General features: G+C 71.4%; 14 protein-coding genes. 4 read left to right on the plus strand and 10 right to left on the minus strand.

The annotated features are described in order from the left end of the window. Positions 1 to 50: 50 nt before the first annotated feature. From ACTMTJ_RS28230 to ACTMTJ_RS28255, 6 genes are all read right to left on the minus strand, one after another. Positions 51 to 701 (minus strand): hypothetical protein, encoded by a 651-nt coding sequence (locus tag ACTMTJ_RS28230; RefSeq protein WP_441221165.1) that lies wholly within the window; start codon positions 699 to 701, stop codon positions 51 to 53. Beyond that, a complete protein-coding gene (locus ACTMTJ_RS28235; protein ID WP_441221166.1) occupies positions 698 to 3,337 on the minus strand; it encodes an FtsK/SpoIIIE domain-containing protein in 2,640 nt (879 codons plus the stop codon). Before ACTMTJ_RS28235 ends, ACTMTJ_RS28230 begins: the two co-directional genes overlap by 4 nt. Next, positions 3,330 to 4,214: a hypothetical protein gene (locus tag ACTMTJ_RS28240; protein ID WP_441221168.1), complete on the minus strand. Its 885-nt coding sequence runs from the start codon at positions 4,212 to 4,214 to the stop codon at positions 3,330 to 3,332. The genes ACTMTJ_RS28235 and ACTMTJ_RS28240 overlap by 8 nt, the downstream gene beginning before the upstream one ends. Positions 4,215 to 4,222: 8 nt before the next feature. Beyond that, a complete protein-coding gene (locus tag ACTMTJ_RS28245; RefSeq protein WP_441221170.1) occupies positions 4,223 to 4,483 on the minus strand; it encodes a hypothetical protein in 261 nt (86 codons plus the stop codon). 186 nt (positions 4,484 to 4,669) lie between these two features. Then, the gene (locus ACTMTJ_RS28250; protein ID WP_441221172.1) at positions 4,670 to 5,041 is read right to left on the minus strand and encodes a hypothetical protein; all 372 of its coding nucleotides are present in this window, start codon (positions 5,039 to 5,041) and stop codon (positions 4,670 to 4,672) included. Then, positions 5,038 to 5,259, minus strand: a complete 222-nt coding sequence (locus ACTMTJ_RS28255) for a hypothetical protein (protein ID WP_441221174.1) — start codon at positions 5,257 to 5,259, stop codon at positions 5,038 to 5,040. Before ACTMTJ_RS28255 ends, ACTMTJ_RS28250 begins: the two co-directional genes overlap by 4 nt. Positions 5,260 to 5,361: 102 nt before the next feature. Here ACTMTJ_RS28255 and ACTMTJ_RS28260 point away from each other — a divergent pair, with 102 nt between their 5' ends. Next, positions 5,362 to 5,595, plus strand: a complete 234-nt coding sequence (locus ACTMTJ_RS28260; RefSeq protein ID WP_441221176.1) for a hypothetical protein — start codon at positions 5,362 to 5,364, stop codon at positions 5,593 to 5,595. Positions 5,596 to 6,443: 848 nt separating this feature from the next. Here ACTMTJ_RS28260 and ACTMTJ_RS28265 read toward each other — a convergent pair. The 3 genes from ACTMTJ_RS28265 to ACTMTJ_RS28275 form a co-directional block, all read right to left on the minus strand. Then, a complete protein-coding gene (locus ACTMTJ_RS28265) occupies positions 6,444 to 7,916 on the minus strand; it encodes a S1 family peptidase (RefSeq protein WP_441221178.1) in 1,473 nt (490 codons plus the stop codon). Between the two features lie 131 nt (positions 7,917 to 8,047). Further along, a complete protein-coding gene (locus tag ACTMTJ_RS28270; protein WP_441221180.1) occupies positions 8,048 to 9,019 on the minus strand; it encodes a LysR family transcriptional regulator in 972 nt (323 codons plus the stop codon). Positions 9,020 to 9,120: 101 nt separating this feature from the next. Further along, complete coding sequence (locus ACTMTJ_RS28275; protein ID WP_441221182.1) at positions 9,121 to 9,717, minus strand: hemerythrin domain-containing protein; 597 nt, start codon at positions 9,715 to 9,717, stop codon at positions 9,121 to 9,123. Between the two features lie 195 nt (positions 9,718 to 9,912). Here ACTMTJ_RS28275 and ACTMTJ_RS28280 point away from each other — a divergent pair, with 195 nt between their 5' ends. The 3 genes from ACTMTJ_RS28280 to ACTMTJ_RS28290 all read left to right on the plus strand — a co-directional run bounded on the left by ACTMTJ_RS28280 (position 9,913) and on the right by ACTMTJ_RS28290 (position 13,297). Beyond that, positions 9,913 to 10,737, plus strand: coding sequence for a GDSL-type esterase/lipase family protein (locus ACTMTJ_RS28280; RefSeq protein ID WP_441221184.1), 825 nt, complete (start codon positions 9,913 to 9,915; stop codon positions 10,735 to 10,737). Between the two features lie 555 nt (positions 10,738 to 11,292). After that, entirely contained in the window at positions 11,293 to 12,600 is a 1,308-nt protein-coding gene (locus ACTMTJ_RS28285; protein ID WP_441221186.1) for a M20/M25/M40 family metallo-hydrolase, read from the plus strand. Between the two features lie 28 nt (positions 12,601 to 12,628). Then, on the plus strand, positions 12,629 to 13,297 hold the full coding sequence (locus tag ACTMTJ_RS28290; protein ID WP_441221188.1) for a hypothetical protein: 669 nt from the start codon (positions 12,629 to 12,631) through the stop codon (positions 13,295 to 13,297). Between the two features lie 136 nt (positions 13,298 to 13,433). On the opposite strand, the gene ACTMTJ_RS28295 is transcribed toward ACTMTJ_RS28290, so the two are convergent. Continuing rightward, positions 13,434 to 15,641, minus strand: coding sequence for a hypothetical protein (locus ACTMTJ_RS28295; protein ID WP_441221190.1), 2,208 nt, complete (start codon positions 15,639 to 15,641; stop codon positions 13,434 to 13,436). Positions 15,642 to 15,660 lie beyond the last annotated feature (19 nt).

The following is a 15,660-nucleotide window of genomic DNA, read 5'->3' on the forward strand; positions in this document are numbered from 1 at the left end:
GCCGATCAAGGCCTTGCGGCAACAGGCACGTTGGCCATCGAGGCGCCCTTTCAGACGAGCAGGTAGAGGGCGACCGTCGTGGCGAGGCCGGTGGTCAGGACGACCGTGATCGTGGTGGCGTCGAGGGCGACGTGGCGGCGGTCGGCCACCACCCGTGCCGGCCACAGGCCGACGAACGGCGCTACCAGCAGCACCACCAGCGCGAGCACCGGCAGGCCCACCGCGAGGTCACCGCCGTAGGAGCGGCCGGCCCACAGGGCGGCTTCGCGCAGCCCGAACGCCACCGCCGCGCCGAGCGCGCTCCACGCCACCAGCCACGGGAACGCCTTCTGCGGCATCCGCCCCGGGCGCCAGGTCTGGTCGAGCAGGTCGGAGGCGGCCTCGATCATCTGGTGCGGGTTGTACTCCTCGCCGGCTTGCAGCGGCACCGGCGGTGGCGGGCCGCCGAATCGGGTCGCGGACGGGCCCAGCCGGCGGATCGTCGTGCGCCACACCTCCTCGGCCTCGGCGTCGATCCGCTCCACCAGCTCGGTCGCGGCGTCGAGTGCCTCCTGGGCGGCCTCGACCGCGGCGGCGGCCTCGCGTTCGGCGCGGGCGGCGGCGGCGACCTGGCGCTCGTACCACTCGTCGGCCTCCGTGCGCTGGGCGTCTACCCCCGCGTACGTCTGCGCCAGCCGCGCGATGGCCTGGTGGTAGCTCATCCGCCCAGTCCGTACGGGATGACGACCTCCGGGATGCGGTGGCGGGCGCGGTCGAAGAACAGCGCGCGCCACGGGCGGGGGTACCACGCCGGCCCGCCCTGCTGCGGGAAGAACCCGGTCAGGTCGGCGCCCTGCACGTCGAGCGCGACCCAGGCGCCGATCGCGTCCGTGCGGGAGCCGACGCCGCCCAGGTCGTCGCGGAGCCGGCCGACGCCGCGCCACCAGCCGAGCACGTGGGTACGCCGTTCCGGGCCGGTGTTGAGGATGCGGCGCAGGTGGTCGTGGCCGGTACGCCCGCCCTCGTTGACCGCGAGGCGAGAGGCGGCGGCGTCGGCCGCGAACAGGAAGATGTAGTGCGGCAGCGGACCCGGCTCGACCGACGGCAGCAGCGCGGCCAGGCCCTCCGTGTCGTACCAGCCGGTGTCGGCGGGCAGGTCGGCGCGGAGCGACTCGGCGGTGGCCGCCGCGTCCGGGTCGAGGCAGGCGACCGAAAAGCGGGCGTCGCCGTCGGCGTGCTGGCGGGCGAGGGAGCGGGCGGCGGCGGCGAGCACCGCGCACGCCTCGTCGACGCGGGTGCCGAGCACGGCGAGGTTGCGGCCGGGGGAGCGGGTGAGCGGCAGCCGGGCCGACCTCGCCCGCACGTCGATCGACTCGCCGAGCAGCACGACGGGGTCGCGGACGTCCGGGCGCAAGGCCTGGAAGTCCGGCGAGGCGGTGAGCCGGGGCACCGCGTCGCCGTCGAAGAGGCGGGGCGCGCCGAGCCACGGCGGCCGGTCCTGCCACAGCTTGTGCTGGAGCTCGCTCCACACGCGACGGTCGCTGGCGGCCGGGACGCGCACGATGCGGTTGGCGTCCGGCGCGCCGGAGTCGGCGTTGACGACCGCGTGGTGGCGGGGGAGCGTCTCGGCCGCGAGGTTGGTCTCGTGCAGGATGCGGCGCGCCTTGGGCAGCGCGATCCGGAGCGTGAACTGGGCGACCAGCGCCGGCCGCCCCCACAGCGCCTCGATGCCGGAGACGTCCTGCGAGGCGAGGATCAGGTGGATGCCCTGGGAACGGCCGCGTCGGGCCAGGTCTTCCAGCAGCGTGGCCGCCTCCTGGGCGAGCGCGTCGCGGCCGGTGAGCAGGATCTGAAACTCGTCGATCACCGCGACGATCCGCGGCCAGTGCCCCTGCGGGTCTTCGTGGCGCAGCTCGGCCAGCTTGGTGACCTCGTGCTCCTTGGCCGCGTCCGCCCGGCGGCGCAGCTCGCCGCCGAGGAAGCGGAGCAGCGCCAGCCCGAACTCGCGGTCGGTGTTGACGTTGACGCCGACCAGCCGGACGTGCGGCAGCCAGCTCGGGTCCCGCCGCCCCGGCGCGAACCGCGCGAACGACACGCCCTCCTTGAAGTCGAGCAGGTAGAAGGCGAGCTCTTCGGGGGAGTACCGGGCGGCGAGCGCGCCCATCCACGCGTAGATGAGGTTGGTCTTGCCGGTGCCGGAGGGGCCGGCGATCAGCGCATGCGGCGGGTAGTCGGAGAGTGTGACGTCGACCGTCCGCCCCTCCGGGCTGTCGCCGACCGGCGCGGTGAGGCCGCCGGCGGAGTGCTCGGTCCAGAACACCGGCGGGATCAGGTTGGCGAAGACTGCCGGCGCCGGCCCGGTCGACACCCGGTCGGCGATCTTGCGGCAGGTGGCGGTGACGAGCTCGGCCGGCGGCGCCTCGTCGAGGAACACCGGCAGCGTGCCGCACCCGGAGACCTGGGCCCGGTAGCCGTCGACGCGGATGACCTGCACCGAGGGGCGCGGCTCGACGGTGATGCCGCGCACGATCAGGTGTACGCCGCAGGCCGCGCCGGTGCGCAGGATCCGGTCCAGCTGCGCCCGCTCGTGGCGGGACGGCTCGTCGCCGCCGAGCAGCACCGCCACCCGCCACGGCTCGGGGCGCCGCCCGGTGCGCTTGGCCATCTCCTCCAGCGAGGCGTAGTCGCCCGCCAGCACCGTCTCGTTGATCCGCCGGATGTGGTCGACGAGCCCGTCCAGCAGCGGGGTGAGCCCGCCCGGCCCGACGAACGTCAGCAGCCCGGCCGGGGCCAGCGGCGCGAAGCCGGCGAGGCCGCCGCCAAGGCGCTCCGGGTCGTACCCGGTGATCTCGATCTGCCCGTGCGACGTGCGGCCGAGCGCGCGCAGCAGGAGCCCGGCCACGACGGCGTCGCCGCCCACCTGGATGTCGTCGACGAGCGCGACGTGCCCGCGGTCGAGGAGTGGCACGAGTGCCGGGGAGGTGCCGGCGCGCGGTATCCGCACCTCGCCGACGCGCAGCAGGTCCGGCCGTTCGCCGCGGGCCGCCGGCGTGGGATGCCAGGTCTCCCACGGCTCGCTCGCCGCGCCGGGCGCCCGCATCGCGCCGGCGACCCGGGCCTGGTGGGCGAGGTCGGCGAGCGTGGCGGTGTGATTCGCGTCGAGCTCGGCGAGCCGGCGGTCGCGCTCGGCGGCGGCGCGGGCGGGGCGCTGCGCGGCGGCCTGGCGTACCCGTTCCAGGCGGGCCTCCGCGGCGGCGAGGTCGGCCTTCGCCGCGTCCTGGTGGGCGCGGGCCGACGCGCGGGCGCGCGACAGGGCGGCGCGGACCGACTCGACGACCGACGTCCGGACGTCAGGCATGGGTCTCCGCGTCGGGCACCGGCTCGGGGGCCGACGGGTCGAGCGAGTCGGGCTCGCGGTCGAGCAGCCGCAGCAGCACGCCGGTGACGACGCTGCCGGTCACCGCGAAGTCGGCCGGGTGCGGCGGCGGCCCGTCGCGGTCCTTGCGCTCGACCGGCACCCGGCAGATCCGGCGCAGCTGGATGTCGAGGATCTCCGGGGGCAGCCCGGGCAGCAGGTCGCGCACTCGCGGCTGGATCTCCTTGGTCAGCTTCGGCAGGTCTTCGGCGCGCGGCTGATGGCGCAGCAGGTCGCCGGCGAGGCGGTGCAGCACGGTGGGCGTGAGCGCGGACAGGCCCAGCCCGACCGGCGGATCGGCGCCGCCCAGCTCGCGGTGCAGCTTGTCGCGGTCTTCGGCGCGCACGCCGGCGGCCACCCGGCGCAGCAGGTCGGGGCCCTCTTTCGCGGCGGAGTCGCTGCGCGTGGCGGGGCTGCCGTGCCCGGTCAGCACGGCGACCCGCTCGGACCACCACCGGCCGAGCCGGGGCGGCTCCGCGCCGCTGGGCGCCGGCCGCTCGCGCCGCTCACCCTCGGGCTCCTTCAGGGCGGTGCGCCACCTGCCGTCCGGGCCGGCCGCGCCGTCGTGGGCGAGGCCGATCGAGGTGAGGTACGCCAGCAGCGCGTCCTGTGCCACGCGAAGCGCCTGGGCGGCCTGCTCGGCGTGCTCCATCGCGCCGGCCAGCCGCGGCACGCCGAGCGGGTCGACCGACTCCTGGCGGACCCACATCAGCAGCTCGGCGGCGGCGCGCAACTTGTCGATGGCGACCGCGACCTGGCCGACCGGTAGGCCGTCCGATGTCGCGCGGACCTGGGCGCCGAGCTCCTGGACCAGGGACATGGCGGGCGCTACAGCGCGGCTGAGTACTGCTGTGCCTGCTCCACGGCGGCCATCGTGGCGGCGAGGCACTCTTCCAACTCCTGCGTGGCCTGCTGCAACGATGCCCGTGCCGTGCTGACCGCGTCGTGGCCGCTGCCGTCGAGCGCGACGGCGAGGCTCTGCTGCGCCTCGGTGAGCTTTTCGCTGGCCGCGTGGACTGCGGCCTGTCCCTCGCTCACCTGTTGGATCGCGGCATCGATAGCCGACTTGACCTCGGCGACGCTGGCCACGGGGGGACCTCCTGGGGGGCGGGGGGAGGTGCTATTCCATCACGGTAAACCGGATGCCCCCGCCTCGACCCCCTACCGATTTACCGCACAGCGCGAACAAGCGACTACGACGCGTCGATATCCGGAGCGTGCGGTGGGGCCGGCGCGGGACGCACCCGGCGCGAATGAGCATGAGTGACGAGTCAGTCAGTACGCCGGACTGAGGGTGCGAGGCCCGCGCACCTCGGCGCCGAGCGCCTGGACCCGCTCGCGCAGCCCGCGGTCGGCGGTGACCACCACGGTACGGCGGGGGCGGGCGGCCGAGACGAGGTCCACGATCGTGTCGTCACCCGATCCGGGTGCGTCGACCACGCGTACCGCGCCGGCCGTCTCGACGCCGCGCGCCCTGCCTTCGACCACGAGCACCACCTCCAGCGGGGGTGGCAGGTCGGGCAGGCCGTCCGCGGCGACCGGGAGCAGCGCGTCACGCAGCCGCGCCGCCGCGCCGGCCCGGTCGCGCCACCAGCCATCCGGACGGGAGCCGACCACATTCGCGCCGTCGACGACCAGCAGCGTCACGGCTCGACGCTCGGTGCCTCCAGGGCCAGCGCGGCCAGCAGCTCCTGCCGGTCGGCACGGGTCGCCTCCTCGCGGGCCAGCAGCGTCGCGTACTCGGCCAGCGCCGCCGCGTCCGGCGTGCCGGCGAACCGCTCGATGAACCGCTCCATGTCACGCACCGCGTCCAGGTGCAGCTCCGCGGCCCGCCGCGCCCGCCGCACGATGTCGTCGTCAGTCACCCGCTCTTGATATCCGATCGCGCGCCGAGGCACACGTGTTTGAGCCGGTCGCCTGCCGGCAAAGCCCCACGGTGGGACGATGGAACCCTTGGGGGTGATCTTGTGACGGACGACCGCGACCCGGCGCTGGACCGTTTCGCGCAGTGGTGGGACGGCGAGGCCGACGACGACGAACGCGCCACGATCAAGGCGGCGGTGGCCGGCAGCTACCAGATACCGCTCGCCCTGGCGACCCGCCTGTCGGAGCTCGGCGCGCTGGTGACACTGCCGACCGGAGACCAGGACCCGCGCCTGCCCGACGCGTACGCCGACTACGCGATCAGCCACCCGAGCTGACCGAAGGGCTTTCGAGAAGATTTCCCGGGTCCGCGTCAGTCGCGGCCGCCGCTCCCGCCGGAGACCGCGGCGGCCGGCGGCTCGCCAAGGCTCGCCGAAATCCCCGGCCTCCGCTGCCAGGCCCGCACACCAAGCCCAAACCCGAACGTCGCGGATCTGGAGACCTTTGGATTCGGGGTGGCCTGGGCCGGTGACTTCGGCGTGGTCCGGACCGCTGCTCCCGCGGCCCCGTTCGGTGCCTCTCGCGAGGGCCTGTGGTGCGGCTCGGGTTTGGTGTCCAGAGTGGTGCGGCAAGGCCTTGATCGGCGACGAAGGTGCGGGAACCCCGATTCTGGTGACGCTGCGTCAGGACGTCGTTGGTAGGGGCTTGTCCCGCGGGAGCTGGCATTGGGAGCGGTGCCCGCGGGAGCATACGGTCTATCGCTGACGCGGACCTCGGAAGCTTCTGCCTCGGATTTGACCGTGCGTTGTGGCCGGGCCCGCGAACCCTGACTCCGAAAGGTCTCTAGATGACGCCCCGCGAAGATCATCGGGGTCGCGACTTTCGCGGTTTGGCCGGCTATGGCCCGGCAGCAAGGGCTTCGCAAGCCCGGTGTCTCTCGCGCTTCGGTGATCGTTAGCCCAAAACCCGCGTTCTCGCCCGCGTGTTACACGGGTTTCGGGCTAACGATCATGGCGCCGCCCACATGCTGAGCCACATCCCCAAACACTGGGAAGATGGGCTGGCGATTCGCCTCGCCGGAGCGACCACGACGGACACCGCGGTAGCTCAAATTTCGAATCTCGACGGCGTGGTCGAAGCCCCTCTCGAGCAGATCAGATGAGGAGCTTCGACCACAAAAGCGGCCCTACGGGTTGCTGAAGCCGAGCGTGTAGCTGCCCGAGCCGCTGTACGCGTGCACGCGGTACCGGTAGTAACCGGCCGTCCCGCTGTACGACACGGTCTCGTCCGGGTTCGCGGACGTGCCGCTGGCGACGTTCGCCCACGCGCTGCCGTTCCACTTCTGGAGGTAGAGGTCGAAGTCAACGCCGGACGGGCCGTCGAGGCAGGCGCGGTGCGTGCCGGAGGCGGACGAGTAGTAGTAGCTGCCGTCCGGCTGGTACACGCTGGCGCCGCTGGAGATCGACCCGCTGCGGGTGAACTCGTACCCGGAGCACCCGGTGGGCGGCGGAGGCTCGCCGCCGCCGCTCGTGGTGAGCGTGAGGCCGTACGCGGAGAGGATCTCGTTCACCGGCTGGTAGTACGTGGTGCCGCCGGAGGTGCAGTTGCCCGAGCCACCGGAGGTGACGCCCTGCGCCTGCTGGCCGGAGAGCCACGAGCCGCCCGAGTCGCCCGGCTCGGCGCACACGTTGGTGCGGGTCAGGCCGGTGACGGTGCCCTCGGCGTAGTTCACGGTCTGGTTCTTGGCCGAGATCGTGCCGCAGTGCCAGCCGGTGGTGGAGCCGGAACGGCAGATCGACGCGCCCACGGCCGCCTCGGTGGAGCCGGCGACGGTGACGTTGCCGCCCGCGTAGTTGTTCACCCACGGCTGCGGCGTCCAGTTGGAGTTGACCTGCACCCACGCGTAGTCGTTGCCGGGGAAGGACGAGCCGCGGAACGTGCCCTGCGCGACCCGGTTGAAACCCTGCGTGGCGGTGCCGGTCGTGCCGCAGTGGCCGGCGGTGACGAAGCCGCCCGAGACGGAGAAGCCGATCGAGCAGCGCCCGCCCATGTAGTACGCGTCGCCGCCGCGCACGTCGTAGAGGGGCACCGGGTTTTCGCTGGTGGCGACGACCCGCACCGCCGCCGACCGGGCCGTGGCCGCGAACGCGCGGGCGGCCGACGTGTCGCCCCGGGCGAGCACGACGACGGTGTTGGTGACCACGTCGACGTACCAGCCGGGCACCGCGGCGGCCGGTGCCTTGGCGGCGTTGCGGTCCAGGGTGGACTTGACCGCGTCGAGCTGGGCCTCGCTGCGGGCGACCACCTTGGCGGTGGCGCCGGCCGCGGTGACCTTCGCGGCGTGCGCCTTGCCGGTGACCGCCACGACCAGCGAGGTCGCGCCGGCGGTGAGGTACGCGCCGCCGTACGCGGCACCGAGCTCCTTGCGCAGCCGCGCGTCGGTGCGGCCGGCGTCGTCTTCGCGGGCCAGCCGGGCCCGCGCCTCGTCGGCGCTCAGGCCGAGGTCGCGCTGGAGGGCGCCGAGCATCTCGGCCGAGGCGGCGCCGCCGGCCGGGGGTGTGCCGGGGCCGGGGGCCGCGGCCGTGGGTGCCGCCGGCAGCGCGACGGCGCCCACGGGCAGCAGCAGCGCGGCCGCCAGCATGGCGAATCTTCGCTTCATGGGGGCTCTCCTGGGGGTTGGAGTGAGGTGTTACGGCGGGACCCTAACGGCCGTTCAATAGATCTCGGCAGATACCAGTCGGGTAATACCGCGCCGTACCGCTCCGGGAGAGCCGGCTTGTGTCGGGGAGGTCAGAGGGGGGCGACCTGCTGGGCGCCGAACGGGGGGTTCTGGCTGAGCCAGCGCTGGTAGAGGGGGTTGCGGCCGACCATGTCCTCGTACGCGGCGACCGCGTGTCCGAGCACGTCGTCGGCGAACTTCGCGGCCAGCGCCTCGGGGTGCCAGCCGAGCAGCAGCCGCCAGCGCAGGGGAGCGCCGGCGAGCGGCCGGGTCACCAGGCCCGGGACCGGCCGGAACGTGGCCTGGCACAGCGCCACCGCCTCGCCCGACTCGACCATGTCGATGCAGCCGCGGATGTCCGTCTCGTACACCTTGCGGGGCGTGAACCCGGAACGCGCGCACGCCGCGGCGAAGCAGTCGCCGAAGCAGCCGTCACCGGGCGCGGCCACCCATTGGGCCTCCGACAGGTCGGCGAGGACGACCTCGTCGGACCCGGCGAGCGGGTGCGCGGTGGGCAGCATGACGAACACCGCGTCCACCGAGACCACCCGCCAGGCCAGGCCGTGTGCCGCCGAGGGCGCGGCGTCGCCGCACACCCCCACGAGCACGTAGTCGAGCCGCCCGCCGAGCACCATCTGGGCGAGCTCGTCCGCGTACCAGGACGCGTAGGTGCTGATCTGCGCTTCCGGCTGCGCGGCGGCCAGCCGGTGCACCAGGCCGCCGACGATCGGGCTGTTGGCCCCGCCGACCCGGTAGCGGGTCATCACGTCCCCCGTGCCGGCGAGTCGGGCCGCCTCGTCCTGCAACCCTTTCATCGCCGGCAGCAACACCCGGGCCCGGGCCAGCACCAGCTCGCCGAGGGCCGTGGGGCGCGCACCACGCCGGTCGCGCTCGAAGAGCGGGCCGCCGAGGGTGCGTTCAATGCGCTGGAGCTGTGCCGTGAGTGCCGGTTGTGCCAGCCCCAGCTGAGAGGCAGCCTTCGTAACGCTGCCTGTCTCCGCGATCGCGACGACCACTTTGAGGTGCCGCAACTCCAGGTTCATAGCGTGACGGTAGGACCAACGTGCGATCACCGAAAGACCTTCGGCTTGTGAAAGGTCCCCCAAACGCCAGGTTGACTGTAACCGAATGGTTAACGGGAAGATCAAAACAGCCGACTGGCATACCTGTCGGACAGGCTTTCCTGGCGTGTCGGGCGGCCGGTCGCCGCGTCCCGGAGCCGGTCGACGAGCCCGATAGCGGGATCGGTGATCTTGTTCCACGGCGGCGTGGCCGGCGCGCCCGGGTGCGGTCGCGTGGGTGCGGCCTCCTCGGCGGTCTCGATCCGGTTGCCCAGCCGCACGAGGTCCTCCTCCGATGCGACGGCGGCCAGCCGGTCGAGCAGGTCCGCGGTGGCGTAGGCGTGCCGCCGAAGTCGCTCTTCCGCGCCTTCGCCGGAGCGCAGGGCCGCGAGCAGCTCACGCGTCGCGGCGATCTCCCGGTCCGCGAGGGCCGGCCCGTCATCGGGTACCGCCGAGCGGACGGCCGGGTACAGGTACTGCGCCTCGGCGGACAGGTGCCGGGCGGCGGTCGCGGTGAGCACGTCGGACAGGTCGCGCCGGCGGCGGGGCGGCAGGCCGGGCTCGGACAGTGCGGCGCAGAGCGCGGCGAGCCGGCGGTGCTCGTCGGCGAGCACGTCGGCGGCGGGCCGGCCGGCGGGCGTACCCCGGCTCGGAGGGAGGGGCGGAAGGCCGAGGGTCACGGCCTGCTGGTACCCGGTGTGCGGGACCGGGAAACTGCCTGATTTGTGGGCCTTTTGTCGAGACACGCCGCTTAACCATTGCCACCGATGTGACGCAGAGATTACCGTCTGATCACCCCCTGCAACTTCGCCATCTCGCGTCCCGGAGGCTCACCCATGTCACTCCCGCGTCGCATGCTGCCCAGATTCAGGCCGATGCCGGCCCTCGCGGTCACCGTGGCGACCACCCTCATCGCCACCCTCGCCCTCGCCGCGCCGGCCGCCGCGGCCGACCCGTTCCCGTCCTCGATGGCGAGCACGGGCGACTCCATCACCCGCGGCTTCAACGCCTGCGGCTTCTACGTCGACTGCCCGTCGCGCTCGTTCAGCACGGGCACCGACACCGGTGTCAACAGCCACTACCGGCGCATCCTGGCGGCCAACCCGGCCATCAGCGGGCGCAACTTCAACGACGCGGAGAGCGGGGCCACCGCCTCCGACCTGCCCGGCCAGATCGACTTGGCGGTCGGCCAGGGCGTCGACTACGTGACCGTGCTGATCGGCGCCAACGACGTCTGCGCCGGCAGCGAGGCCGGGATGACGCCGGTCGCCACCTACCGCGGTCACATCGACACCGCCCTGGCCCGGCTGAAGGCCGGCCGGCCCGGCGCGCGGGTGTTCATCATGAGCATCCCGGACATCAAGCGGCTCTGGGAGGTCGGCAAGGGCAACTTCCTGGCCCGCAGCGCCTGGTCGCTCCTCGGCATCTGCCAGTCGATGCTCGCCAACCCCACCTCGACCTCGGCCGCCGACAACGCCCGCCGCGACCGGGTGCGGCAGCGGGTCGCCGACTACAACGCGCAGCTCGCGGCCGCGTGCGCGGCGTACGGGTCGCTGTGCAAGTACGACGGCGGCGCGATCTTCAACTACCGGTTCGTGCTGTCGCAGGTCTCCGGCTGGGACTACTTCCACCCGGACACCGACGGCCAGATCGTGCTCGCGTCGGCGAGCTGGGCGGCCGGCTTCTCCTGGAGTGCCTAGGAGACTTCGTCGCGGCTGCCGCCAGCCGCCCGACGCCCGTCCCGCCTGCCGTGCCGTTAGGTAACGCGGCGTAAGCGGCTAAGGGCGGCCGGACTTGAGATCTAGGAGATTTAGGGCTGAAATAGCGCCCTAACTCTCCTAGATCTCGAATCTTGCCCCTGTCCGCACCGTCGTAGCGGTTACTGCCGGCGACCACGCCCGCGGTGGTCGTGCGCCGCGTAGCGCACCCGGGCCGCGGGGCTGGTGGGGACGACCGCGGCCAGCGGCGGAGGGCAGTCCGCACGGCGGTGGGCGCATTGCCGCGCGCGGCTCGACGGCCGACCAGCGGGGCTTGTGGCGCGGACCTGGCAGCGCGGGTCGGGGATCTCGGCGAGCCCTGGCGAGCCGCCGACCCGCGCGGTCTCCGGCGGGAGCGGCGGTCCGCCACTGACGCGGACCCGGGAAACCTGTTTCGAAGGAGCTTTCCAGACCCGAACCCGAAAGCTCTCCGGTGGCTTTACCGGCGCCGCTTGTGGCGGCGCGGGGACCGGCCAGGTCGCCTGGTAAGAAGGGCGGATGAGCAGCCCACCGGTCGACGAGGTCGTCGACATCTGCCGCGACCTCCTGCGTATCGACACGACGAACACCGGCGACAACGCCACGAGCGCGGGCGAGCGGGCCGCGGCCGAGTACGTGGCGGCGAAGCTGGACGAGGTCGGCATCCGCTCCGAGATCCACGAGTCGGCGCCCGGCCGGGCCAGCCTCGTCGCCCGCATCGAGGGCACCGACCCCGGCCGCGACGCGCTGCTCGTGCACGGCCACCTCGACGTCGTGCCGGCCGAGCCCGACGAGTGGACGGTGCACCCGTTCGCCGGCGAGATCCGCGACGGCTTTCTCTGGGGTCGCGGTGCGATCGACATGAAGGACTTCGACGCGATGGTCCTCGCCGTCGTGCGCGACTGGGCCCGCACCGGCGTGCGGCCGCCGCGGGACATCGTGCTCGCGTTCACCGCCGACGAGGAGGCCGGCGGCGAGTACGGCGCGCACTTCCTCGTCGACAAGCACCGCGACCTGCTCGACGGCTGCACCGAGGCGATCGGGGAGGTCGGCGGCTTCTCGTTCACGGTCACCAACGACCTGCGCCTCTACCTCGTGGAGACCGCCGAGAAGGGGATCAACTGGCTGCGGCTGCACGCCCGCGGCCGCCCCGGCCACGGCTCGATGGTGCACGACGACAACGCGGTGACCGCGGTCGCCGAGGCGGTCGCCCGGGTGGGCCGCCACCGCTTCCCGATGGTGGTCACCCCGACCGTCCGGGCGTTCCTGGAGCACCTGTCCGACGCGCTGGGCGTCGAGCTCGACCCGGACGACCCGGAGACCGCGATCGCGAAGCTCGGCCCGATCGCCAACATCATCGGCGCCACCCTCCGCAACACCGCCAACCCGACCCGCCTCGCCGCCGGGTACAAGGACAACGTCATCCCCAGCCGCGCCACGGCCACCATCGACTGCCGCACGCTCCCCGGCCAGGCCGACCTCTTCCTGGAACAGCTGCGCGAGGTGATCGGCCCCGACCTGGAGATCGAACACGTGCAGCGCCAGCCGGCGATCGAGACCACCTTCGACGGCGCCCTCGTCGACGCGATGGCCGCCGCGCTGCGCGCGGAGGACCCGGGCGCGCGGCCCGTGCCCTACATGCTCTCCGGCGGCACCGACGCCAAGGCGTTCCAGCGGCTCGGCATCCGCTGCTTCGGCTTCGCACCGCTGCGGCTGCCGCCCGACCTGAACTTTTCCGCACTGTTCCATGGCATTGACGAGCGCGTCCCGGTCGAGGGACTACAGTTCGGCGTGCGTGTACTCGACCGATTCCTACGCACGTCCTGACTGACCCGCTGAAGGGACCCTCCTCACCATGACCGACCAGCACGCGGAGCTGGACGCCGCTCTCGAGCGGGTGATCGAAGCCGCGCGCGGCCACCTCGCCGCCGTCAAGGCAGCCGAGGGCCGCATCGACGACGACGACGTCTGGCAGGCGTACGTCACGCTCAACAACGCCTCCTACGAGTACGACGAGCTGTTGCTCGACGCGTTCGGCGAGGTCACACCCTGGGACGTCGAGTCCATCGACCCCGACGAAGCCGACGAGCGCTTCGGCGTCGGCCTGGGTGGCGTCGACGGCAACGAGCCGGAAGACCCGCACCCGGCCGTCGTCTCGGTACGCCAGCGCCGCGACTACCGCGTACCCAGCGTGGCCGCCCTGGTCCGCGTCGCCGAGGCCGCCCGCCGCTCCGGCCTGCCCGAAGACGAGGAAGAGGCCGAGCCGGTCGAGACCGTCGGCGAGGCCGTGCTGGAGCTCCTCCAGGCCGGCGACGGTTCGCTGGGCGCGCTCGACATCCCCGAGCTCGAGCCCCTCGACGGCGTGGTGATGGTGTCGGAGGTCGCCGCCCCGCTCGACCTCGAGTCGTACAGCGAGGACGACGCGGCCGGGCCGTTCGCGCCGGCGGCGGAAGACCGGCTGGTCGGGCGGCTGGACGAGCACCCGTTCATGCCCCTGGACGACGAGGTCGAGCAGACCTCGTAGACGGATCACCGCTGGCGCGGGGGCGGCAAGCCGCCCCCGCGCCCCGGCGCCGCCACACACGATCCGCTCGCGCGAGGCTGGGTCATGAATGAATGGCGCCCGTCTGGTAGGCCCTCAGCGAGGGAGCTGTTTCGGGTCACCTTTGCGCATCGGCGAAGCTATCGGCGAGCCGATCTTGCAGGCTGGCGTGGCGGAACTGATAGACCGGTCCGGCGGTTCGTAGGACATGCCGAGCGCGAGCGTCCTCAAAAAACGTCATCGCATTTCTCGGTAGCAAGCCGGCCCGACGTAGCCGCCAGAAGGTAAAGGACGCATGCCAGGTTGCCGAGCGTGGCAGCGCAAACGCAATCCCCGCCAAAGGGCCGAACAACAGCCCTACAAAAGGCGCAAACATGATACCGCCGAGCGTGAACACGAGTCCTACCGTAAGACCGGACACAATCGTGTACTCCCTGTCCCGGCGCCAACACGTGATCGGATCAACTGGACTATCTATTGTATTTGACGGTTGAGCCATCGCCGACATCAAGGCGATCGAAATCGCGGTAAGAAGCCCAAACAAAAGCGCACTCGCGACGCCTACACGAAGCCCAAACGAGAGCCCGCCGGCAAGCCCGAAAACCAGCGAGAAGCCACATCCCAACGCCACTCCAAGCCGGATGTTCTCCCCCCTCAGCGTTCCGCGCCATCGAAATCTAACCAGCTGCCGCGGCTGAACAAGCGGTCGGCTGGCGGCGAGGCCGGCTACGAATGCGAAGACGGCTCCAACCGCTAGGCCGACAATCTGCCCGACGATCGGGGTCACCCGCGTCCCGACCGCGAATCCTGCTGAGGCCCCAAAAGCTGCTCCTACGATCAAAGCAGTTGTGGCTACACGGGGGCCGGCGCCTACCCAGTCTGGCATACTCCACCAAGGCAAATCGCGACTGCAACTGTGGTTGAGTCGGTAGGCAAGAAAGCCTAACCAGCGTTGAGCTTCAGCGGAGCTGTAAGGCAGAGACGGCTTGCCTGATCGGGGTGCGAACGCAGCAGGTACAACGCGGTCAAGAAGGGCGCTTTCGACGGCGTCGCGGGTGCTGGTGGAAGCTGTTTCGACGAAGTGATCCAATTCTTTTGGATCAGAAAAGGTGTCGCGTACGAGCGTCAGCATCAACGGTGTGTCGAGGGCATGCGCCAGCACGCCGTCAGGACAATGGCGCAAATGAAGGATGAGGCGATCCCATGCTGCTGGCATAGGTTCAGGTCGACAACCCGCCAGGTAGTCTGCTTCGTCGTCAGCAGCCAGTGGCAAGAGCTCCAAGCTCGCCGCACCGGACAGCGGGCCTTTTGTCATCGAAGCTGCCAGTTCGTCACTACGAGTCAACAACACGAGCCGGAATGTCGCCTGATCACCTAGTGCCTGAAGCGCTCCCGTGCGTAGCGGCTCAGACATTTCGTCTAGTCCGTCCAACATAACCGCGATATGCCCGCGATGAACCAGCTTTCTCGCGGTCTTTCGGCCGAGCGGCCCCGACTCCAGGAGCGGAAAGTCAGCCACGAGCCGTTCTGCCACCCAATCTAGGACGCCCTGCGCGAACGGATCCCATCCGTGCATCGTCAGAAGAACTGGAACCGGCGTCATCGCACGATCTCTTTCGCTCAGGTTCGCTCTGTGTCTCAATGCATCGAGCAGCAGCAAGATAGCTGCACCGGATTTCCCCGAGCCGGCATTACCCGCGATGATTATTCTTCCGGAATCCAGGCCGCCATATATTCTGAACAAGTCGGCCAAGCCACCATTGGACAAGTCACGCTCACTGATACGCGACATGCCGGGCAGCACCGGAAAGCGCACAATGCGATTGCCAACCGCTTGGCCGATCGGCCCTCCGATCGATGATCCCGACCAGCGCCAGCGTACGGAAGCGGGTACCGGATATCGCAGTCGTCGCTCGCCGGCCGACCTCTCCCACTGGGCTCGAACAACGATGGCCAACTCGTCCATAAAAGAATCGACCAGCCGACCTGCCGGAGCCTGCCCAGCTTCGCCGCGGCGCCACAACCACATCACCAATGGGACACCCAACGCGATGACCGCTGCGGCGGACTGCGCCAACGCGAGTACTCGATCATCGGCGCCAACCAGGTATCCGATGATGGCCGCTGTCGTGCCGACGATCAAGGCTGGTCCGAGCCACGGCCGTGCTCCACGGCGGTGGGAATTGTCCACAACCACAGTATGCCGACTGTCGTCGACGTAACGGAACTCTTCCGGCCAGCGTGGTGTCCGTCGATCTTGCATATAGTTCGCCACATCAAAGATCACAGTCATCGCATCAAAGACCGCAAACACCGAGCGGATCACGCGACCCTCTTTTGAAAAG

The sequence above is a fragment of the Phytohabitans sp. LJ34 genome (assembly GCF_052068095.1).
Lineage (GTDB): Bacteria > Actinomycetota > Actinomycetes > Mycobacteriales > Micromonosporaceae > Phytohabitans.

What these genes read in the sequence shown, in the direction of transcription:
- ACTMTJ_RS28230 (WP_441221165.1), bottom strand. Translation starts at nt 701, where the DNA reads ATGAGCTACCACCAGGCCATCGCGCGGCTGGCGCAGACGTACGCGGGG.
- ACTMTJ_RS28235 (WP_441221166.1), bottom strand. Translation starts at nt 3,337, where the DNA reads ATGCCTGACGTCCGGACGTCGGTCGTCGAGTCGGTCCGCGCCGCCCTG.
- ACTMTJ_RS28240 (WP_441221168.1), bottom strand. Translation starts at nt 4,214, where the DNA reads ATGTCCCTGGTCCAGGAGCTCGGCGCCCAGGTCCGCGCGACATCGGAC.
- ACTMTJ_RS28265 (WP_441221178.1), bottom strand. Translation starts at nt 7,916, where the DNA reads ATGAAGCGAAGATTCGCCATGCTGGCGGCCGCGCTGCTGCTGCCCGTG.
- ACTMTJ_RS28270 (WP_441221180.1), bottom strand. Translation starts at nt 9,019, where the DNA reads ATGAACCTGGAGTTGCGGCACCTCAAAGTGGTCGTCGCGATCGCGGAG.
- ACTMTJ_RS28280 (WP_441221184.1), top strand. Translation starts at nt 9,913, where the DNA reads ATGCCGGCCCTCGCGGTCACCGTGGCGACCACCCTCATCGCCACCCTC.
- ACTMTJ_RS28285 (WP_441221186.1), top strand. Translation starts at nt 11,293, where the DNA reads ATGAGCAGCCCACCGGTCGACGAGGTCGTCGACATCTGCCGCGACCTC.
- ACTMTJ_RS28290 (WP_441221188.1), top strand. Translation starts at nt 12,629, where the DNA reads ATGACCGACCAGCACGCGGAGCTGGACGCCGCTCTCGAGCGGGTGATC.